Here is a 21,885-nt window from a genome sequence, read left to right as displayed (position 1 = left end):
GAAAAGAAAGGAGGACTTTTGCGATGGACAGAATAAAGGAACTGATTTCAAAAATGACGCTGGAAGAGAAGGCAAGTCTCTGCTCGGGCGCTGATAACTGGCATACGAAAGAAATCAAACGACTGAACATTCCGTCAGTTATGATGGTGGACGGCCCTCACGGACTGAGAAAGCAGGAAGGGGAAACGGATCATCTGGGATTGAATGAAAGTGTGAAGGCCGTTTGTTTCCCGGCAGCCTGTGCAACAGCCTCCAGCTTTGATGTTGACCTGATGGAACGGATGGGAGAGACGCTGGGAGCGGAGTGTCAGGCCGAGAATGTAAGCATACTGCTTGGCCCGGCGGTGAATATTAAAAGGAGCCCGTTATGTGGGCGGAACTTTGAGTATCTGTCGGAGGATCCATATCTGGCAGGTAGGATGGCATCGGCATATATCCGCGGAGTACAGAGTCAGGGCGTGGGGACAAGCATTAAGCACTTCGCACTGAATAACCAGGAAACACTCCGTATGACGATATCTTCCGAAGTGTCAGAACGTGCGCTCAGGGAAATCTACCTGCCTGCGTTTGAGGAAGCGGTGAAAGAATCAGCTCCAAGAACCGTCATGTGTAGCTACAACAAAATAAATGGAGAATATGCTTCAGAAAACAGATATCTTCTGACAGATATCCTGAGAAAAGAATGGGGATACAAAGGCTGCGTCGTCAGTGACTGGGGCGCTGTAAATAACCGAGTGAAGGGACTGCAGGCCGGACTGGATCTGGAGATGCCTTATTCCGGAGGATACAATGACAGACAGATTGTAACGGCAGTACAGGAGGGAAGACTGGACGAAGCTGTGCTGGATGAAGCGGTGGAACGGGTATTGAATGTTGTATTTGCCGGTGAAGGGCAGCATCGTCCGGAAGTTATATCTGATAAGGAAACAGATCATAAAAAAGCAGCGGATATTGAGACGGAATGTGCGGTCCTACTGGAAAATAACGGTATACTTCCGCTGAACACAGACAGAAAGGTTGCCTATATAGGGGAATTTGCTGAAAAGCCGCGGTATCAGGGCGGTGGCTCCAGCCATATCAATCCGTTCAGGGTTGTCTCGGCATTGGATGCTGCCGGAGAAAAAGGGCGCAGCGTAACTTATGCAAAAGGATTTTCTATGGAAAATGACGCGATGACGGAACAGGAGCTGGAAAAAGCGCTTCGAACTGCTGCAGAAGCAGATGTTGCGGTAATCTTTGCCGGGCTGCCTGAGATATTTGAGTCAGAAGGGTATGACAGAACATCCATGAAGCTGCCCCAATGCCAGGACCGCCTGATTAAAGAAGTGCTGAAAGTACAGCCTAATGTTGTAGTTGTACTCCACAATGGAAGCCCGGTAGAGCTGCCATGGGCTGATAAAGTAAGCGCGATCCTCGAAATGTATCTCGGAGGTCAGGGCGTTGGCGAAGCCTGTGACCGGCTGTTATACGGAGAAGCGAATCCGTCCGGCAGGCTGGCGGAGACATTCCCGTACCGGCTGGAAGATAATCCGAGCTTCCTTCATTTTCCGGGAAATGGAAAGCGGGTGTTATATGGCGAGGATATCTTTGTCGGATACCGTTATTATGATACAAAGAAGGTCCCGGTGCGGTATGCATTCGGACATGGGCTGTCTTACACGGAATTTACTTATGGGGACCTGACTTTGTCATCGGCTCAAATGACGGATGAGGATATCCTGACGGTCTCCTTCAAGGTGAAAAATACAGGGAAGACAGAAGGAAAAGAAGTCGTACAGCTGTACGTAGCTGACCTGTGCGGCACACCGGAAAGACCGGTCAAGGAATTGAAAGGATTTGCCAAAGTTCATCTCCTGCCGGGAGAGGAGAAAACGGTGTCGATGGAAATTTCGGCGAGGGATCTTTCCTATTATGAAGAACGTCTCGGGGACTGGTATGCGCCATCCGGAACATACCGGATCCTGATCGGCCATGCTTCTGATGACATCCGATTACATGCGGATATTGTGTTTGAAACACAGAAAGAACTGCCCCTTCGCGCAGATTTCACAACAACGTTCGGAGAATTATTGGATCATACGAAAACCGCTCCCGTTATTACGGAACTGCTGGCGCCTTTGGCAGCAGCGGCCGCATCAGCAGAAGGGATGAGTGACGAATACAAGAAGCTGGGAGAGCAAGTTATCCGGGAAATGCCGCTGAAATCTCTGCTGGGGCAGATGCCGGGAGAGCAGGTGGAACAGCTGATCGGGCAGCTGAATTGTTTACTTGCACAATAGGATAATTGAGGATGAGGTAGCGGTAAATGGTATTCGTAATATGGCAGAAGAGATTGTGTTGAAAGAATTGATTTACAGGTAAACAAAGAGCTGAAATCTTAAGCTTGGTAGGTAAAATGATGAAATTCCGTAAATGATTTTATGAGGCAAATCCATTATACTCGAATTACAGTGTACACAATGAAAAAAGGAAGGAGCTTGGAAAACGGCAATATGAATCAGATTTACGCAGCAAAAACAAATCATATCACGAATCCGGTGGGATTTTTACTGAATCCGGTGGTTTTTTCGTGGAAGGTCAGAGAATGCAGGGGAAAGAACCAGAGATGTGCCAGAATCCTTGTGGCAAAGGATGAAACCTTCGCGGATGTTCTTTGGGACACCGGGGAGGCAAAGCTCGACAGTCTGGCTGTAAAAGCGGAGATGAATCTGGAGCCTTGTACCAGATATTACTGGAAGGTAATCGTTACTACGGACGCAGACGAAGTGCTGGAGTCCGACGTACAGTTCTTTGAGACGGCAAAGAGGGACGAGCCGTGGGTGGGAAAATGGATTACCTGCGACAGCAGGATGGAACGCCATCCCATTTTCTCAAAGCGAATCATTCCCCGTGGAAAGGTAAAAAAAGCCCGTCTCTATCTCTGCGGACTGGGGCTTTATGAGGCATATTTTACGGATGGAGAGAAAACCGAAACAGATATTTTAAAATCCGCGAAAATTGGGGAAGAATATCTGACCCCGTACTGCAATAACTACAATCAGTGGTTACAGTATCAGACGTATGATGTGACCGCGCAGATGCAGCGCGAAGGTGTGTTGTCCGTTCTTTTGGGGAATGGGTGGTACAAAGGGAGGTTCGGGCTCAATCAGACAGAACAGAAAGGATTTTACGGCGACGAGTGGAAACTGCTGGTAGAGGTGCATCTGGAATATGAGGATGGCACACAAGAGATAATCGGCACGGATGACACATGGGAAGTGACAAGGAGCAATCTGTTTTTTTCCAATATATATGACGGGGAGAAACGGGATGATACCTTGGAACCTGTCGAACCTGTCAGCGCGCAGCTTGCGGAGGCGCCGCAGGGGCGACTGACGGAGCGGCTGTCCCTTCCGGTGACTGTGCATGAACAGTTTACACCGAAGGAACTGATTCACACCCCGAAGGATGAATGGGTGTTTGACTTAGGGCAGGAGATTACCGGGATTTTCAAACTTCATGTCCATGAGCCGAAAGGAAAAGAAATCAGAATCCAGACAGGCGAAATCCTGCAGGACGGATGTTTTTATAACGAAAACTTAAGAACCGCTTTGTCGGAATATGTGTATATCTCTGACGGGGAAGAAAAAGACATTGTTCCGCATTTTACATTTTACGGATACCGGTATGTAAAAATCAGCGGGGTAACCAATGTCTCCTGTGAAGATTTTACGGGAATGGCACTCTACAGTGATTACGAAGGTACCGGTAGTATACAGACAGGAAATGAACTGGTAAATCAGTTGATTTCCAATGTGGAATGGGGCATGAAGGATAATTTCTTAGATGTGCCGACAGACTGTCCGCAGAGAGATGAGCGCATGGGATGGACAGGCGACACACAGGTGTTTTCGGGTACGGCATGTTATCTGGCGGATACCTATGCATTTTACAGAAAATATCTGTACGATTTGTATAAGGAACAGCTGATTGCCGGAGGGATGGTTCCGGAGGTGGTGCCGACCTTCGGTCCGTCGAAATGTTCCTGTGCATGGGGCGATGCGGCCTGTATCGTTCCGTGGAATGTCTATCTGTTCAGCGGGGATGCTGCCATATTGGAACAGCAGTTTGACAGTATGAAGGCTTGGGTGGACTATATCCGTAAGGTGGACGGAGAGCACCACGGATGGAGACATTCCTTCCATTACGGAGACTGGCTGGCGCTTGACCGGGTGGGAGCCGCGGCGGGAAATGTATACGGAGCGACCGATGAAGGCTATATTGCGGATATTTATTATGCGGCAAGCGCGGAGCTTACAGCGAAGGCAGCGGCGGTTCTCGGGCGAAAGGAAGAGGAAAAACAATATCGGGAAATCGCCGAAAAACAATGGCGTGTGGTAAAAGAAGAATATTTTACCCCGACCGGAAGATGCGCGGAAAAGACACAGACGGGTCTTCTGCTGGCTCTGAAATATCATTTGTCAGAGGACGAAGAGCTGACCAGAGAGATGTTAAAGAAACTTTTCCGCGAGAGCAGAAACAAATTGAATACCGGATTTGTGGGAACCTCTCTTTTGTGCAATGTGTTGACCGATAACGGAATGACGGATACCGCCTACCGCCTGCTTTTGAACGAGGAGTATCCGGGGTGGCTGCACGAAGTGAAACTGGGAGCCACCACAGTCTGGGAACGATGGAATTCACTGGATGAAGACGGTAAGATATCCAGTACCGGAATGAACAGTCTCAACCATTATTCTTACGGGGCGATTCTGGAATGGATGTTCCGCCATGTGGGAGGAATCCATCTTTTGGAAGAATCTCCGGGAGGAAGAAGGATTGCAATTTGTCCGAATGTCCATTATGATTTGAGAAGGGCAGAGGCAGTGTATGATTCGGCCGTCGGACAGTATGCATGCAGCTGGGAAATTATGGAGGATAACAGGATTAGAATCAAAATTACGATTCCGTTTGGCGGAGAAGGCGAGGTGCGATTGCCGCATGCTCCGGAGATTCTGTTTGAAGATAAGACAAATCCACTATTCGCAACAGTGGTGAACGGTATTTGTTATATCACTGCAGGAAACTATGAAGTCGTATATGAGGCAACTGAGAAGTTAAAGAAAATATACAGCGTGGAGTCAAAGCTGGAAGATTTGCTGAACCATCCGCAGATACGGGCATTTTTGTCGACGATGACCGAGGTGGATATGATACCGGATGCGGTCTATGGACTGTCGTTTCGACAGGTGGCGGAGATGTTTTCCGGACCGATGGATGAAGGGCAGACAGAGATGTTGAATACAGCATTATCACAATATTAACGAGGAGAGAACAAATGAGTGAGAAGAGTAAAAAACAAAAGGTTAGTATCGTGGAAAAAATGGGCTTATTTATGGTATGTGCGGGAAATATTCCACTGATGGGATTATTGTCAGGATTCTTTATGATTTACTATACGAATGTGGTTGGTCTGGAACCGGCAGCACTGGCGACCCTGTTTTTAATATCCAAGGTGGTGGATGGAATCAGCGACCCGATTATGGGATATTTTCTGGACAAATTTCCGGTAACAAAAATGGGAAAATTTCGCCCTATGATTATTCTGGGAACAATCATCTGTGTTATAAATTATATTTTACTGTGGTTTGGCGCAGTCTGGATTCCGGTCGGAAAATATGTGATTGTGTATGTGACGTATCTGCTGCTGGGCTGGACGTTTGATATTATGGATATCTCCAAGAACAGTTTGCTCCCGGTCATGAGCGCGGATGACAAGGAGAGAAACAGTTTGTCACTTTTCAACGCGTTGGGAACAATGATAGGTAGCGCGGTACTGGCTGTGGCAGCACCGATTCTTGTGGCGGAAGGAACGTTACAGAACTATTACGTGTTAATTTTCGGTTCCATGGCCATGGTGTTGGTTTTATCTATTGCAGGGGCTCTTTGTGTAAAGGAAAGAGTAGCTTTTGAAGGAAAAAAAGAAGAAAGTTATACATTCAGGGAATTGTTACAGTTTTTGCGGTATAAACCTGTCTGGGCACTGTTTTTAGTGGCACTGGTAGTCGGGGTGGGCAGTAATATAGCAGGAGGAGCCGGCGCTTATTTTTACACATATATATTGGGTGATATGACGCTTATGTCAGGGGTGTCACTTGTTTCAATGATAACTGCTCTGGTGGGAATTTTCCTTGGACCAATTCTGGCAAACCGGTTTGGAAAGAAACAGATTTTTGTAATGGCAATCGTCGTATCCATCCTGTTTTCCGCACTGCGTTTGATTGATGTGAGATCTATGCTTTTGATCTATATTAGTACAGTGGCAGGAGGTGTGGCAGGCGGATGTATAGCACCGCTGACAACCAGTATACAGGCAGATAATACTACTTACGTGCAGTATAAAACCGGAAAACGTGCAGAAGCGGCGATCGCATCGCTTACATCTTTTATTACAAAAGTGGCGCAGGGACTCGGAGGAGCGATTCCGGGGTATGTATTGGCAGCTACAGGTTTTGTTACCGGCTCGGTTGCCCAGCCGGAGAGTATCAATACAGGAATTATCCTCTGCGTACTGATACTTCCGACTATCCTGACTGCCGCAGGGGCGATTCTTTTTGGTACACAGTATACGTTGGATAAAAAAGCAGTAGAGGAAATGCACACGGCAATCGCAGCGCGCAGCAATAAGTAACATATTGAAGGAGAATGCGATGGAACTGTCAAGATTAAAAGTAAACAACCACAGCGACGGATAACACCGGTGATACCGCCACCGCCACATCCTCCTTTGAAACAGGTTTTATGAAAAGGGAGTGGAGTGCGCAGTGTTGTTTGAAACGAGAATTGAGTATGAAGACGGCACATTTGAGACAGTTCTCTCTGACGATAAGTTGAAAGTTGCCGATGGTACAGTATGGTGAACCTGTGCGGCCGGTGAAAGAAGTGGAGGCGGTCGGTATGGAGGTAAGCCCAAAGGGAGAGACCATTATCGATTTCGGTCAGAATCTGGCAGGTGTACTGCGGGTAAAGGTGGATTTGCCCGCAGGAACAAAGTTGATACTAGATCACTTTGAGACCAAGGATTCTCAGGGGAATTATTTTAATAATATAGCTGGTGCTGACATGACAGGTCATACACAGACGGATGTATATATATCTAACGGGAAACCCGCAGAGTACAGACCGCATTTTACATATCATGGTTTCCGCTATGTGAGAGTGATATGTGATGCTCCGGTAAAGCCGGAAGATTTTACGGCAGTGGCGCACGCAGGACAATTTTGGGCAAGAGATAAGGAGGAAAAGAACATATGAAAATTCTGGCAATGATAATGCTCGTGCTGCTCATTTTAGCAGTCGGCTTTGTGGGGTATGTTTATAAGAAAAATGCGATGTTTCTGCCGGCACTGTTTGGCATCGGCGGTTTTCCGAATATAAAAAAGAAAGATTATTATCAGGCAGACGGAACATTCCGGAAAGCGGAAAAAGATGATAAAATGGCATTTTTTATGCAGCATCCGGTGTTTGGCGGCTATAAGCATATGTTTTTTAATGTTGAGGATAACGTGTTAAAAGCGATTGCCCCGGCAAAATATGCAGATTTTCTAAAAGCGCAGGGCAGAAGTGATCAGATGGAAAATGCACTGGAGGCTTTTAATTACCTGACCCGGCTTGTGGAAAGTGGAGAGGCGCAGTTGATTTCCGATATTAACTCGAAAGAAATGATAGAACAGAATCCATATCAGTCTCATTTGACCGGAATGTTTTACAAAGGAAAGCAAGGAAAACCGTTGGCGGTGGTCGTTCCCGGAGGTGGATTTATCAGTAATGTGACGGACTGCGAGGGATATCCCGTGGCAATGAAATTACACAAGTTGGGGTACTCCGTATTGGTAATCAGTTACCCGATTGGCAAACAGCTGGGAGAAACGGAACATGAAAAACAGGGGCAGGCAGCGGTCAGGGAGCTGGTGCAGGTAATCCGTTATCTGAAGGAGCATGAGCAGGAACTGTCTGTGGATATGGATGACTATGCGATATTCGGTTTCTCGGCAGGCGGCATGATGACTACGGCATATTCCTTCGCAAATTACGAGGACTGCTGTCACAAAGTAAAACTGCCGAGACCGAAAGTGATTTTCCCGATGTATGGTCTGGACTGGAATGTGAAAGCGCTTGAGCAGGATAAGGGACTGGCGGTATTTTCCATCGCAGGGCGCGAGGATGAATACGGATTCGGAAATGTAGAGAAGAGACTTCCGCAATTGAAATCCGTGTTGGGTGAGGACAATGTGTCTGTACGGATTTACGATAATCTCGGACATGGATTTGGTATTGGTTCCAATACCATAGTACCTCATTGGTTTGAAGAGGCAGTGGAATTCTGGGAGGCACATCGGAAATAATTTTTTCAAGAACAGGAAGAGTGAATTTTGAGAGGTCAAGTGTTTTATAAAATTATAAAACATCTGACCTTTTTTAAAGATGTTGGGGTCAAAAGCCCCCAACTATGATGCCTACGGATTGTTCCGTGCTTTGCACTCCCACAATCCTCCCAATTATTCGCAGAGTAGTCTCGGAAACTCAATAAATAATTGATATAATTCAGAGAGTATTCCAGCAAATCAGTAATACAGTGGTTTGCGAGCGGAGGAGATGATGTTTAGAAGAGCTGCAGTAAAAAAAAGACATGGTAAGCAGCCCTCTTGAATGAGAGCTGAAACAAACGCTATTGGGGAAAGAGTCCGCTTATATGTTGGATAGTTATCCATGGCAGAATCAAGGCACATATTTGATATGTGCAGGTCGGGCATGTGTTTTTCAAATTCATGGAAAGCTACCAGAAAACTGACAGAATCATGTCTTTTGGCACTGGTAAACCGCAAAAGGAGTGGAATATCAACGTGTAGTGAATGGCGCACAATTCACGAGAAATGACAATAGTTTTTTGGAAATTTGCTGAAAAAATTTAAAATCCCTCTCTGAAAATGGGAGGAAACGAAAAAAGTAACAAGTACAAAAAGAGCGGAGATTCGGGTTTTATGGAGTTTCCGAGACCGTTCTGAAATAGATAAGGAGGAAAAAAACATGGGTAAGTACAAAGGGCTGTTCTGGCCGGCAATCTTAGGCGTCAAGCATATGCCGAAGGTAAAGGAATCGGAGTTTTACAATGTCGCGGGAGGGTTCCGCAGGGCTACGATCAATGACAAGATTGCGTTCTTCCTGCAGCATCCCGTATGGGAGGGCAGGCCGGAGCTTTTTATGAAGACCGGGTCGCCAAAGGAAATATATGCCATGTCAGGCATGAGCGTCCATGGTTTGTGCAATCTTATCGGGCAGCCCGCACAGGCGCAGAGCATCGTGGATGGTTTCAACTATGTCGTGGAGCAGAAAGGGCTGAAAAAGGTGCATTTCATCAGCGGGCTTTATGCGGAGGATGAGGTAAGGCGTGATCCCGACAAGGGAAAGGTACAGGGGATCCTGTTCCAGGGGGAGCCAGGGAAGCCCGTGGCTGTGCTGATTGCGGGCGGCGGGTTTGACGGCGTAGCCTCTTATTTGGAGAGCATCCCGGCAGCCATGGAGCTGCACAGGAGGGGATACAGTGCGTTTGTGCTGGTCTACCGTGTGAATGTGGAGCTGCATGAAACCGAACCGCAGGCCAAGGGCGGGGAGGCATCCAAGGATGTGCTGCCGGCGGTAAGGTATCTGATAGGGCATCAGGCAGAGTACGGCTATACGATGGACGGCTTTGGTATGTTCGGGTTCTCCGCTGGAGGCCTGATGACGACAGCCTACGCATTTTCTGATTATAAGGACTGCTGCCATAAACATAATCTGCCAAGGCCCGCCGCCATCTTCCCCATCTATGGCCTGCACTGGGAGCTTAAGGTTCACGAGGAGGACAAGGGGCTTGCTATATTTTCCAGGGTCGGGCGGGATGACCCTACCGGTTTTGCGGCCGTGGAGAAGATCATCCCGGACATCAGGAAAGCGCTGGGGCAGGAAAATGTCGATATCGTCATGTATGATAAGCTGGGTCATGGCTTTGGCCTGGGGATAGATACTGCGGCAGAGGGCTGGCTGCGGGATGCAGTCGCATTCTGGGAGGAGCATCGGAAATGTTGATTTGCTCTTCACGGATTTCAACTGTTGTTTGTGCCGCGGTGCGGCATGTCCGAAAGCGTGGGAGAACAGGAGAAATGACAGTATGGGACAGGTAAAAAACAATGATTCTTTTTTGGGCAAGGCTGAAAAATTAAAGCCTGTGCTGAAGCACAGGATGCTCCGGCCGGTGGGCGTTGTGTCCTTTGAGCGGAAAAAGGCGGACAGCGGGGCGGATTTCTGGAATACGGTGGGAATTGAGCGGTTGGGGATCCTCTCCGTTATGTTATCGGACGAGCCTCTCGCATATCGTGGGATTGTCATCCCACTTTTAGGCTCATATTGGGGCGGGTCCCAAGGCCTTTCATCCACTTATGAGCAAGCTCATGTGGATTTAGACCTTTTGACCTTGGCATCATGACATTACCTGATTTGGGGCTCCCTTTGCGCCATGCCTGCAGTCAGTCCGGAAAGAAAAAGTGGCAATGCCTGTTTCAGACTGTTTTCCACTGCATCTACAATCTGTTTCACAAAAAGTTCTTCCCGTTCTCTTGTTTCCAGATAAGGATCAGCCCGTGTGCGGTAGTAGCGGTCAAAATAATCTACCAGTGCAAGAGAGATTACCTGACTGTAAGATTTAAAATCCTGCCTGTCCATTGTCTGTAAATATTCCCAGGCTCTCCGCTGCTGTTCTTTGTCCAGATTAAAACGCAGGTTTGTGTTGCGGATATTGTTCTGCATGGTTTATCCCCTCCTTTTCAGGCTCATATAAGCAAGAGATTCGTAACCTTTAGCGGTGGCGCAGATGTCATCAATGATGGTGACTCGTGATTTGTCATACGTTCCGAAGTTACGGAACAGGCATCCACCGCCGCCAACCACATACAGGCGCATCAGGTCAGGATTGTATTCATATTTGCGGAGCGTGGAAAAAAGTTCTGCCACATACTGTCTGGCAATAGAACTGATACAATCCAGATATGGTGCTGAAATGTCAGCTGTTCCAAACCGCAGAATCTGTTCTACTGTGGATTCTTCAATTTTCACTCCGAATTTGTCCAGAACAGCGTTCTTTGCAGCAATCATGCATTGGTTTACACCAAGTTTTTCTGTCCAGCATCGGCTCTCCTGCGCTTTCTTATTGTTGATATACAGAATGTTCATGGTTCCGTTTCCGATATCTGCAAGGAGATTGGTTCCCTTGAAATCTCCAAGTTGGTTTACGATAGCCGGATACCCCTGTGGGTAAAGGCTGCATCCCACAAAGTGGAGATGATACTCTTTGCTGTTAAAAAGGTAACGGACTTCTGGATTCTGGAGCAGATAGGAACGAAAAGCTTCTCTTTGAGTTCAGATCCATGTCAGAGGGAGTCCGGCAGCCAGATGAACATCTGCTTCACGGATGGAAAAGACATTCAGTTCCCTTGCAATAGCCATTAGCGTCAGAAGATAATATTCTTCGTCCATAGCTTTATCCGGGATAAATTCTTTGTGTCCTTCGCCAATCCGGTAGTAAATGCCGTTATATTCCAGAATATTCCCGGTGAAGATTGGTTCGGTTTCATAGGCTTTGATGCCGGTTGGTGTGACGATGTTTGCTGTTTTCATATTGCCGTAGCCATGATCTACAGCAATGATTTTTGTGTTTCTGAGTTCTCGCATAAAAAATACCTCCGTTTTCGTATTGATTGATTCAGCAGGTCGTACCGGTGTGGTACTGCTCTGCTGTGAGATAAGCATACGAAGATCGGAGGAAAAAGGCATTGAGGGGAAATTGAGCAGGAATTGAGAAAAAAGATATATTGTGCTTACGTTCTTCATGTACTCTTGTTGTGATTTCATTGTTTTTTATCGTATAATATGGATACTGGAGGTGGTTTGGATGAAATACAAGATTTTAGTTGTCGATGATGATAAAGAATTGGTGAAAATGCTTTGTAGTTATTTTAATATGAAACAATATGAAACCATTACGGCTACAGATGGAATGGAAGCATTAAATAAAATAAAAATGAAACCGGATATTATTTTATTGGATATCAACATGCCACGTATGGATGGGATTGAAGTATGTCGTCTGATACGCAGTAAAGTGTTATGTCCGATTTTGTTTCTAACAGCAAGAGTTGATGAAGATGATAAAATTAATGGGTTGCTTTCAGGTGGGGATGATTATATTACGAAACCAGTTAGTCTTCGGGAGTTGGAAGCAAGGATTGTCACAAACATAAAGAGAGAAGAAAGGCATCAACAAAAAACGGAATACCGTTTCATGGATGAAATGCTGATTGATTATTCTGAAAAAATAGTAGCTATAGCTGGACACAGGATGGAGTTCACAAAAATTGAATATCAGATTATTGAATTCTTATCCATGCATCCAGGGCAGGTGTTTGATAAAGAACGTATATATGCACAAGTCTGTGGATATGATGCGGAAGGGGACAGTAGAACGATAACGGAATTAGTACGGCGTATAAGGAAAAAAATAGCGGATTATTCAGAAAAAGAATACATAGAAACTGTATGGGGGATTGGATACCGATGGAAAAAATAAGAAACTTGTCACTGAAAAAAACAATTCTGCTTTATTTTGTGATCAGCTTAACGGCAGCATTTCTGTTATCTGGATTTACAGTTCATTTTGCAAGAAATATGCAGAATAAAATATGGGAAAAATATATTGATTATGCAGATTATACGGACGTGTTTCAGCAATATGGAAAGAAATACGAGATTGAGATATCAAGACCTAATCAATCGCAGATGAACCGTTTGGACTATCATCTTTCGGAAATGTGTGACTTTATGGAAACATATTCGGTACTGATTTTTTCGATTGTTGGGAGTGTTGTTGTGGTATTCTTTTTTTATAAAAATAAGTTAAAGACACCTCTACAGGAACTAAAAGATGCCTCACAAATGATTGCAGATAATGAACTGGATTTTCATGTGTCCTATGAAAATAAAGATGAGATGGGAACTTTGTGTAAAGAATTTGAAATGATGCGAAGTGATTTAGCAAATAACAACAGAAAGATGTGGCGAATGATTGATGACGAGAAGGCTTTGCGGAATGCAATTGCACATGATATACGTTCTCCACTTTCCATATTGCGTGGGTATCAGGAAATGCTCTTAGAGTTTGTTTCTGCTGAGAGTATAAAAACAGAGGATGTTATTGATATCTTACAAACAGGCATGTATCAGATTGACCGTATAGAGCATTTCACGGAAAACATGAGAAAAATGTCCCATTTAGAACAGAGGGAACTGCAATGCTCAGAGATAGAATTATCGGAACTGGCAAAAAAGATTGAGGCAGAAGCTGCCATGCTGTCCAAGAAGGAAAGTAAATTATGTAAGGTAGAAAGAGTGCAGGAACAAAACATTGTGAAAGTGGATGAGGAACTTGTCATGGAAGTGACAGACAACTTACTGGAAAATGCGGTTCGATATGCACAAAAAAGTATTGCTTTGCAGATAAAGAAAAAGGATGGTTTTCTTATAATTTCTGTTGAAGATGATGGAATAGGATTTGTGGATACTGAGGAAAAAGTAACAGAACCATTTTATCATAAGAATCCACAAGATGATTTAAAGCATTTTGGCCTTGGTATGTATATTTCTCGTATTTTCTGTGAAAAGCATGGAGGAAATTTGAAAATATATAATGCCAGACAAGGCGGTGCTCATGTAGAAGCTCTTTTCAAAGCTGAATAAAAATACTTTATAAGGCTGAAATCACAAATAAAGTGGTTTTAGTCTTTTTTGTTGTGAATTTATTGAGAATTGATTTGTATGATGTTGTTAAAGAAATAAAGAAAGGAAGAGATACAATGAAAACAATCATAAAAAGAAGTATACTTGATTATTTAAAGAACCCTGTTTTGTGGATTGGCTTGATTATTATAGTTGCCAGTATGTATCAATGTCTGTCACCGTATTTGCAAATTCATTATATCAAACAGAATGAACAGGTCACACAAAATGATGTAGAATTGGAAGATGCCGATGTCATGGATGGGTACATTCCCACATCTGATGATAAAGAAAGAAGAAGGGAGTGGGAAGATACGATCAAAGAGACGTTAATGGACACCTCCCAAAATGGTTTTGGATTTAGCAGGCAGGAAGCGGATCATGTAATGAAAGAAATTCAGAATATGGATGTAAAGACTGCTTCTGAGTTTTTGGAATCCCAATATGGCTATTATAATGCAATATATGCTTATGAGGACCTTGAAATTCATAAGGGGACAGCAGAAGAAATCAATCATTATATCGAGCGGAAATTATCCGAACATTCTTTTTCCTGGTACTTTGCCAAAAAGTTCACGGATTTTGCAGGATTGCATATGGCCTTTTTTGCAACAGTCTTGCTATCATTTTTATTTATTCAGGATACACGAAAAAGTACCTATGAATTATTACATACAAAGCCTGTTACGGCAATCCAATATATATGTGGGAAAGTAATAAGCGGATTCATTAGTATGCTGGGAGTATTAGTGATTTTGAATGTTATATTCTTTATGCTGTGTTTGAAAACGTCTTTAGAATCGGGATTTCCGGTAACACCAATTGATTTTTGCGTGAATTCTCTGATCTATATTGTGCCGAATCTTTTGATGATATGTTGTGTCTATACAATTACAGCATTAATATTTAAAAATCCGCTTCCGGCAGCACCAGTTTTGTTTTTACACATTATATATTCAAATATGCTGACCGAGAAGAATGATATTTATTATATGAGACCGTTCTCTATTATGGTGCGATTTCCTGGCAGGTTTTTTGAAACACATGCAGCCAAAATGTCAAATATAAATCAGATTATGCTTGTGATCGCATCTGTTATATTAGTATGTATTTCTGTTACAATCTGGAAAAGGAGGAGGGTTCATTGAAAACGGAACTCAAAAACTGCCTGTCGTTATATAAGATTTTTTATTCATGTGCCTTTATACTGATATTGTGTGTTATTCATCCGATTATATACTATGAAGAAATCGGTTCAGCAATTCAGTCTCCAATAGCATTTTTAACAATTATTTTTTGTAGTGACACATATTTGATGGAAGTAAAAAGTAAGCGTGCCGATGTATTTCATTTGTATGATCAAAAAAAGCAGTTAAAAGTAATATCACAGAGAGTGTGCGTTCAAATATTATATTTATTAATACTTTCCTGTGTTGGATATGTTTTATTTTTCTGGCAAAAACCGGGCAGTGTAAACGAAGGCATTTCAGGTATTCAGATATTTCTTTTATATTTCATTGCAATGTTTGGAACTATCTGGCTTTGGAGTATATGCTCTGTGATTTTGTGTACATTGCTTGGAAATATGTGGGCAGGTATAGGATGTTTATTTGGAATTGTCATTGGACTTATATCAAAAGCGGGAAGTTCATTTTTCGGAAATCTGGGATTGTTTTCTTTCAGCTTTTGTGAACCTACTCAATTAATGTCCGAGAGTTGGATTTATGGAACGCTTGTGTCTTTTATAACGGGGCTGTTTTTATTTGCAGTATTACCAATGGCTTTAAAGAAAAGAGGATAGATTATGAGTATTAGAATAAATGATTTAACAGTTAGATTTAAAAATGGTGTAGTTGCAGTAAATAAGGCATCTCTTGAAATACCCAAGGGAATTTACGGACTTTTGGGAGAGAATGGTGCGGGAAAAACCACGCTGATGAGGGTTCTTACAACCGTTTTAAAACAAACGGAAGGAGTGGTTTCGATTGATGGAATTCTGTATAACGAGGGAAATTATGAAAAAATACAGAAAAAGATTGGTTATCTTCCACAGGAAATCGACTTATATCCGAATCTTACGGTGAAAGAATGCCTTGTATATATGGGGGGACTGTCAGGAGTATCCAGAAATGACCTCGAACAAAGAATTACCTATTATCTGGAAAAGACTTCTCTTACAGAGCATCAGAATAAAAAAATGCGGCAATTATCTGGTGGTATGAAGAGACGTGTCGGACTCATACAGGCACTTCTTAATAATCCGGATTTTTTGATTATTGATGAACCTACCACCGGGTTAGATCCGGAAGAAAGGATTAGGATCCGCAATCTTCTGGTTGATTTTTCAAAGGATAGAACTGTGCTGTTTTCCACTCATGTAGTAGAAGATTTAGCAGCAACCTGTACACAGCTTGCCATTATGAAAAAAGGAAGTTTTTTATATTCCGGAAGCGTGAGTGGATTGCTGGAAAATGCAAAGGGCTGTGTTTGGAATTGTACGGTACAAAATGCAGAAGAAGCCCGTTTGTTAGAAGCCAATTATTCTATATCATCTAAGCAGTATGTAGAAAATGGAATTCATATGAAAGTATTAAGCAAAGGAAAGCCAAATGAGAATTGTGTCCTGAATAATGATATCACTTTGGAAGATGCATATATTTATTTGACGAATAGTTGAATATAACGGCGGGCAAGTTGCCCGCCGTAAATTATGCTTATTTTGTTAAAAGACCGGATAGATTTTTTCCAATGCAAAATCCAATCTGTGGATATAACTCCTGAATTTCCTGATATTTTGCTTCAATCATTTCTGGTTCATCAGCCCAGATCTTTTCATATATTTTGAAAGCTCTTTTAAAATGTGTTTTGGCTTGCGGAAGATTGGCAGTCATCAGATAAATGGTTCCAAGGGTTTCCTGTACTTTGGCATAATCCAGACATTCATCGGAATGGTATTCCTTGATGATGCCGGATAATTTTTGCAATTCGGAGATTCCTCTTTCGGGTTCCTGCTGTTCTGTCAGGAACATTGCATAATTGGCAATCTGAGGTATGCTGTCATTTATATGAAGCAGGTTAAATTGGTCAAGCAGTGAGATACTTTTTTACATGTGTTCTCTTGCAAGATCGGGATAACCGTTCATGCGGTAAAGTCCTCCAAGATTGGCATGAAGGTTAGAAACGAGGCGAGCATTGTCAGCAGTGATATTTTCTATCTGGGCAAGTGCATCTTCTTCCAGTTTTATTGCTTTTTCAGGTTTGGTTTCAAGGGTTGCCTGAAAATCCAGTAATAACGCCCGGTCAGAGTAGGTGCCAATGCTTTTTGTCTTTAACAGCACCTTCAGTTCCTGAATGATTCCCTTCATACCTTTGTGATAGTTATAGTTATCCATGTATGGAAATGCATTTTCCAGAAAAAGCAGATACTTTGGCATATCATCTTTTTCAATTAATTCTATGATATTTCCGATTGTTTGAAATAGCTTTTTATAATAATCTACTTCCATTCCATGCATTAAACATATGTGCTGTAAAGAATCCAGCAACGTGTGACAACTACTTACAGATGGTTTTGTCTCTGAAAGGGTGATTTCCTGAATCATCGGATGCAGAGAGATAGTGCGACGTGTTGTTGTCTGAACGAAACCAGTCTCAATTAAATCGTTGATCTCATTTAGTGTGGGCAGTTCCAGCCATTTGGCAAACATACGGGCAGAAATACCGGTGGAAGGAAGAAAGCACATATTACACATGATATCCTGCTGTTTAAGAGATAAAGTGTATAAAGAAAACAGCGTATGGATATGGCTATAATAGGTGGCTTTGCTGCTTTGTCCATCTTTGATTATTTTAATTTTATCTTCGTTATGGAAAGATGCTTTTTCCGCCTGAAGTCTTGTTAATAACTGGTCTGGAGTCGAGATTCCATTTTCCAGAAGTTTTGCTGCCAGTTCCACGGCAAAAGTATGAGAGTGAACAGTTTCGATGATCTTTTCAACTGTTGTCCGGTACGTGTCTGCCTCTGAATAAAATGCTGATGCCAGCTGGAAGAGAGCGTTCATGTCCTCTATTTCTTTTAATGGCAGAGTACAGTATTCATCCAGTTTGCTTCTGGTTGTAAACAAAATCTGGAAGCGATATTTTAATACTACTGACAGAAAGCTGTCCTGTGTGGCAGTGACATTAAAATTATCTATGATAAGCAGAGTATCAGATTTCAGGGAACGCAGGAAACGGTTATGTCTTTGAAACCGTTCCTGTTCAGTGCTTTCCGGAAGATCGTCAATAAAATCCATGTCAGTAATATCCTGATGAAGATCACCTGTATATTCTACATATAGAATGTTAGTGTAATGCTCTTTGTAATGTTTTGCGTAGGCTTTGGCAAGTTCGCTTTTACCAATACCGGCAATTCCGCAAAGAAAAACATGCCGGTTTTCCGAGACTATGAGAAAATCTCTGTAAATTAGATTCTTCTATGATAATGAAGGGTGAAAAGCTTACAAATCAGGCTTTTCACCCTTGTTTTATATATAACAGTTACTGCCAGGCATGTCAAGAGCAGGCGGCTGGCCGCCTGTCTTAGACTATGTTTTTACTTATTCTGGAAGTCGCCCTTCGTACATGATACTCAACTCCCCATAGACCTGGCCCCAGTCCCGGATGGTAGTTGTCCATTTCTTAGTAGCCTCGAAAGTGGCCAGATATAAGGCTTTTAACAGCGCTGTATCACTTGGAAATACGCTTCTCTGGCGATTCAGTTTCCGGTATGTGGAGTTCAGTGATTCTATCGCATTTGTTGTATAAATGACCTTCCGGACAGTGGTTGAAAACTTAAAAATTGGAGAAACAGCATCCCAGTTGTCCTTCCAGCGTTTCATGGAATTCGGATATTTCGGACTCCATTTTTCTGTCACACGGTCTAAAGCAGCCAGAGCCTTCTGCTCATCAGCAGCCTGATAGATGGTTTTTAAATCTGCAGCGAAAGCTTTCCTGTCTTTATCCGGGACGTATTTCAGCGTATTTCTTACCTGATGGACAATACACCTCTGATATTCTGTCTTTGGAAATGCCGCCGAAATCGCTTCTTTAATGCCTGTAAGGCCGTCTGCACAGATAATCAGGATATCTTTAACCCCTCGATTTTTTAGTTCATTTAAGACAGAAAGCCAGTATTTCGCACTTTCATTGTCGCCAATCGTGATGGTCAATACTTCCTTTTTGCCCTCTGTGTTAATGCCCAGAATTACATAGGCTGCAAGTTTACGAATCACTCCGTTGTCCCGCACAGAATAGTGGATAGCATCAATGTAAAGAATCGGATACACGTCGTCTAGCGGTCGATTCTGCCAGTCTTCAATCTGCGGAAGTATCTTATCTGTTACATCAGAAATAAAACTCTCAGATGTTTCAAATCCATAGATATCTTCAATCGTTTCCGAAATTTGGCGTGTAGTCATTCCTTTGGCATACATGGAGATAATCTTCTGGTCAATGTCAGAAATATCCTTCTGACGCTTTTTGACAACCTGTGGTTCAAAGGTGGACTTTCGATCTTGTGGTACTTCGATTTCCATAGAACCATACCGACTGTTTACCTGCTTGCGTTTATAGCCGTTTCGATAATCGTCGTTGTCAGAACGCTCGGATTTCTCATATCCGAGATGGTCATCCATTTCTGCCTCCATCATTTCCTTGATGGTGCCACCAAGGAGATCTTTAAGAGCATCCTGGATATCTTCAGCAGTCTCAATATCGTATTCTTCGAGAAGCTGACGAATGATATTTCTTTTTCCATCGGTCATTTGTACTCTGTGTACAGGTTTCTTTTGTCTTGCCATAATAAAAGGCCCTCCTAATGATATTTATTTTATCATAGAAGGACCTTGGTGATGGTTATTTTACAGAAAAAGTTTCACAGGCTCACTTTTCCTCAAGCATGGTATATAATTCTTCCAGTTCTTTATCTCTTCCGATAAAATGACGGCATGGTTTCGGAACCTCACTGTCCATAATATAATCCAGCACAATGGGTGACAGGGCACCTCCGGCAATTAATTTTTGATTTTTAGTATCACGTTTGATAAATTGTCGCTCCATGCCAAAAGAAATCAGCTTTGCAAGAAAAAGCAGACGTGAGCTGGCTGGTTTATATAAGGGAGTCAGATTTTTCTTTTTCGCATCTGAGATGCTGTCATCATGAATGAATAAAGTGTAAATATCTTGTATAGCCATATTACAGTCAGACATCAGTGGAAGAAGATTCTGGTGGATGGTATGGGCTAATTTTTCCTGATTGGATGGCTTGGAATAGTAAGCGGATATTTTAGGACTGATTTTAGCCTGACCAGTCATCCAGCGGCAAACCAGACCGTTATCCATTGAAAAATCCTGATTTGCCGGATCATCCATAAAATCTTCAAATAATTCATATAAAAAATCAGGCTGACTCATTTGATTACTTTCGCTGATATGATTTTTTAAGCAAGTGCTAATAGAAGAAAAATCGCATCGATTCAATAGAAATTCCCCTTTCGTAGTTAAGATTGAGTACATCTATCATAACGCGAACGTACATTCGATTCAAGGGAACGCGGATATTTTAAAATTGATTGTGTCAATTTACAATCAATTTCTATTCAATGTGGTTTTCCGGCAGGTTCTGTAAAATAAGCTCAGATCAAAACAATGACGGGAGGAGCTTATGCAACAGAATATTGAATTTGAGCGGTGCATTGATTTTCTGGTACGGATGATTGATAAGTATGGCGAAGAAGTCCTCCGGGAGTTGGAGGAAGAAAAACAGAATAAAGAAGAAAAAGAAGCGGCAGTTTCCTGAAATACAAAATGTAAATCAGACTGTCGCTTTTTTCATGTATTTTTAAATCAAATAAATTTTAAAAGCTGATGCAGAGTGTGTGACTCATTATTCTGGGAAGCGGTAATACGAGTATCAAATGGCTTGAAATGATTCTGTGTATAAAAGCTCAGAAGAAATTCATTATCTTCGCATTCAAGAAACTCCATAACGCCGCCTACGGAATATTTGAGACTGGATATGGTTTCCAGTGCAAATCCCAGTAGAATATTTCCAGGGATTCGTTTATTCTTTGGAAGAGAATAGTTCTTTCCCAACTGGGCAATCAGGTAAGCTGCGGTAGTATAGGATTGTGTTTCTTCATCCAAAATACTGACACGGGACAGCTTTTTTGCCATTGTCTTGCTGATATTTGAAGCACGGACAGAGATTGGTTTTACTGTAAGTGAAAAATAACCAACCAGTGAAGCATCTTCAGCATCAAATACCAGATAAGTGATAGACTGATCTTTTTTGGTAAACTCAATCGCATTATGTAATAAAAAGTATTCCACATCGGGATTTTTGGGACAAGAAAAATCGGAGAGTAAGTCGTAAAGACTTTCCTCTCCGATATATGTCGGTTCGTCTTTATCCAAATATGCCCGAATATTAACGGTAAAATATTTATCAGACATGTTTTTTCTTCCTTTTTGACATTAAAGCTAAGATTTCCTGTGGGTTCGTTAACTGACGTCCGGGAAGTGTCTGCTTTGGTGTGCGGTCACGGTCGGCTTCGTCAATTGCTGCGACAAAACGCTTTATGCTATTTGGATTGGATACGACAAAATTATGAGTAATACTTGAAGTAGCCATACTAACACCTCCTCTTTTTTGGCTTTTTTGTGTATTTATAGTATATGCAATGTGTGATAAAAACACAATATCGAAAACAAAAATAATTTCTAAATAATTTTCAAGCCGGACATTTATTAGACGCTTCCGGTAAGCGAACAATATTTTCGAGCCAATCATTTATAAGTTGCCAATGGTGGGCGGGCAATATTTTGATAACAGAAATGCTCTGTATCTAACTTAATTATACGATTGGCGAAGAAATGCGTCAATACGGAAAATAAGCATTGAAAATAGTTGGAACAAGTACTAAAATAAGGTTGGGACAATAAAACAGAGTTATACTGCGAGGAAGATTATGAAGAATAAAAAGATTAAATGCGATATATATA

17 protein-coding genes and 3 pseudogenes are annotated in these 21,885 nt (G+C 42.6%); 13 read left to right on the top strand and 7 right to left on the bottom strand.

Annotation, left to right across the window (positions count from 1 at the left end; genetic code table 11):
* Nucleotides 1-23 precede the first annotated feature (23 nt).
* The 7 genes from DWZ44_RS08855 (at nt 24) to DWZ44_RS18195 (ending at nt 10,501) form a co-directional block, all read left to right on the top strand.
* Complete coding sequence (locus DWZ44_RS08855) at nt 24-2,279, top strand: beta-glucosidase (protein WP_117804680.1); 2,256 nt, start codon at nt 24-26, stop codon at nt 2,277-2,279.
* A gap of 213 nt (nt 2,280-2,492) precedes the next feature.
* Nucleotides 2,493-5,303, top strand: coding sequence for an alpha-L-rhamnosidase (locus DWZ44_RS08850; RefSeq protein ID WP_055267552.1), 2,811 nt, complete (start codon nt 2,493-2,495; stop codon nt 5,301-5,303).
* Nucleotides 5,304-5,317: 14 nt separating this feature from the next.
* The gene (locus tag DWZ44_RS08845; RefSeq protein ID WP_055267537.1) at nt 5,318-6,670 is read left to right on the top strand and encodes an MFS transporter; all 1,353 of its coding nucleotides are present in this window, start codon (nt 5,318-5,320) and stop codon (nt 6,668-6,670) included.
* Nucleotides 6,671-6,882: 212 nt separating this feature from the next.
* Complete coding sequence (locus tag DWZ44_RS08840; protein WP_081633645.1) at nt 6,883-7,293, top strand: family 78 glycoside hydrolase catalytic domain; 411 nt, start codon at nt 6,883-6,885, stop codon at nt 7,291-7,293.
* Nucleotides 7,290-8,384: an alpha/beta hydrolase gene (locus tag DWZ44_RS08835; protein ID WP_055267539.1), complete on the top strand. Its 1,095-nt coding sequence runs from the start codon at nt 7,290-7,292 to the stop codon at nt 8,382-8,384. Before DWZ44_RS08840 ends, DWZ44_RS08835 begins: the two co-directional genes overlap by 4 nt.
* A gap of 889 nt (nt 8,385-9,273) precedes the next feature.
* Complete coding sequence (locus DWZ44_RS08825; RefSeq protein WP_147326096.1) at nt 9,274-10,104, top strand: alpha/beta hydrolase; 831 nt, start codon at nt 9,274-9,276, stop codon at nt 10,102-10,104.
* 82 nt (nt 10,105-10,186) lie between these two features.
* Nucleotides 10,187-10,501, top strand: coding sequence for a hypothetical protein (locus DWZ44_RS18195; RefSeq protein ID WP_010782299.1), 315 nt, complete (start codon nt 10,187-10,189; stop codon nt 10,499-10,501).
* 2 nt (nt 10,502-10,503) lie between these two features.
* Here the strand turns inward: DWZ44_RS18195 and DWZ44_RS08820 are convergent, their stop codons facing one another.
* Together DWZ44_RS08820 and DWZ44_RS19315 are read right to left on the bottom strand one after the other, a co-directional pair.
* A complete protein-coding gene (locus DWZ44_RS08820; protein WP_010782300.1) occupies nt 10,504-10,821 on the bottom strand; it encodes a hypothetical protein in 318 nt (105 codons plus the stop codon).
* Nucleotides 10,822-10,824: 3 nt separating this feature from the next.
* Nucleotides 10,825-11,742: pseudogene (locus DWZ44_RS19315) on the bottom strand (ParM/StbA family protein).
* Between the two features lie 220 nt (nt 11,743-11,962).
* On the opposite strand from DWZ44_RS19315, the gene DWZ44_RS08810 reads away from it, so the two are divergent.
* The 5 genes from DWZ44_RS08810 to DWZ44_RS08790 all read left to right on the top strand — a co-directional run bounded on the left by DWZ44_RS08810 (nt 11,963) and on the right by DWZ44_RS08790 (nt 16,519).
* Complete coding sequence (locus DWZ44_RS08810) at nt 11,963-12,637, top strand: response regulator transcription factor (RefSeq protein ID WP_117804679.1); 675 nt, start codon at nt 11,963-11,965, stop codon at nt 12,635-12,637.
* The gene (locus DWZ44_RS08805; protein ID WP_117804678.1) at nt 12,625-13,803 is read left to right on the top strand and encodes a HAMP domain-containing sensor histidine kinase; all 1,179 of its coding nucleotides are present in this window, start codon (nt 12,625-12,627) and stop codon (nt 13,801-13,803) included. The genes DWZ44_RS08810 and DWZ44_RS08805 overlap by 13 nt, the downstream gene beginning before the upstream one ends.
* 116 nt (nt 13,804-13,919) lie before the next feature.
* On the top strand, nt 13,920-14,990 hold the full coding sequence (locus DWZ44_RS08800; RefSeq protein WP_117509306.1) for an ABC transporter permease subunit: 1,071 nt from the start codon (nt 13,920-13,922) through the stop codon (nt 14,988-14,990).
* Nucleotides 14,987-15,643 (top strand): transporter, encoded by a 657-nt coding sequence (locus DWZ44_RS08795; RefSeq protein WP_243002043.1) that lies wholly within the window; start codon nt 14,987-14,989, stop codon nt 15,641-15,643. Before DWZ44_RS08800 ends, DWZ44_RS08795 begins: the two co-directional genes overlap by 4 nt.
* Before the next feature lie 3 nt (nt 15,644-15,646).
* A complete protein-coding gene (locus DWZ44_RS08790) occupies nt 15,647-16,519 on the top strand; it encodes an ATP-binding cassette domain-containing protein (RefSeq protein ID WP_117802665.1) in 873 nt (290 codons plus the stop codon).
* Nucleotides 16,520-16,556: 37 nt separating this feature from the next.
* Here DWZ44_RS08790 and DWZ44_RS08780 read toward each other — a convergent pair.
* The 3 genes and pseudogenes from DWZ44_RS08780 to DWZ44_RS08770 form a co-directional block, all read right to left on the bottom strand.
* Nucleotides 16,557-18,284 (bottom strand): annotated as a pseudogene (locus tag DWZ44_RS08780) (tetratricopeptide repeat protein); the annotation flags it as partial.
* 156 nt (nt 18,285-18,440) lie between these two features.
* Nucleotides 18,441-19,682 (bottom strand): IS256 family transposase, encoded by a 1,242-nt coding sequence (locus DWZ44_RS08775; protein ID WP_117804675.1) that lies wholly within the window; start codon nt 19,680-19,682, stop codon nt 18,441-18,443.
* An 88-nt stretch (nt 19,683-19,770) separates the two neighbouring features.
* Nucleotides 19,771-20,295, bottom strand: a pseudogene (locus tag DWZ44_RS08770) (Archaeal ATPase); the annotation flags it as partial.
* A 250-nt stretch (nt 20,296-20,545) separates the two neighbouring features.
* Between DWZ44_RS08770 and DWZ44_RS18995 the strand changes: the two are divergent.
* The gene (locus DWZ44_RS18995) at nt 20,546-20,680 is read left to right on the top strand and encodes a hypothetical protein (RefSeq protein WP_004844681.1); all 135 of its coding nucleotides are present in this window, start codon (nt 20,546-20,548) and stop codon (nt 20,678-20,680) included.
* Nucleotides 20,681-20,727: 47 nt separating this feature from the next.
* On the opposite strand, the gene DWZ44_RS08765 is transcribed toward DWZ44_RS18995, so the two are convergent.
* On the bottom strand, nt 20,728-21,336 hold the full coding sequence (locus DWZ44_RS08765; protein WP_055195104.1) for a hypothetical protein: 609 nt from the start codon (nt 21,334-21,336) through the stop codon (nt 20,728-20,730).
* A complete protein-coding gene (locus DWZ44_RS18685; RefSeq protein ID WP_009245306.1) occupies nt 21,329-21,514 on the bottom strand; it encodes a hypothetical protein in 186 nt (61 codons plus the stop codon). Before DWZ44_RS18685 ends, DWZ44_RS08765 begins: the two co-directional genes overlap by 8 nt.
* Nucleotides 21,515-21,885 lie beyond the last annotated feature (371 nt).

Source organism: Blautia sp. AF32-4BH, assembly GCF_003460565.1.
GTDB lineage: Bacteria > Bacillota > Clostridia > Lachnospirales > Lachnospiraceae > Fusicatenibacter > Fusicatenibacter saccharivorans.
Note: the sequence above shows the minus strand (reverse complement) of the source record. Positions and strands in the feature narration are given on the sequence as shown.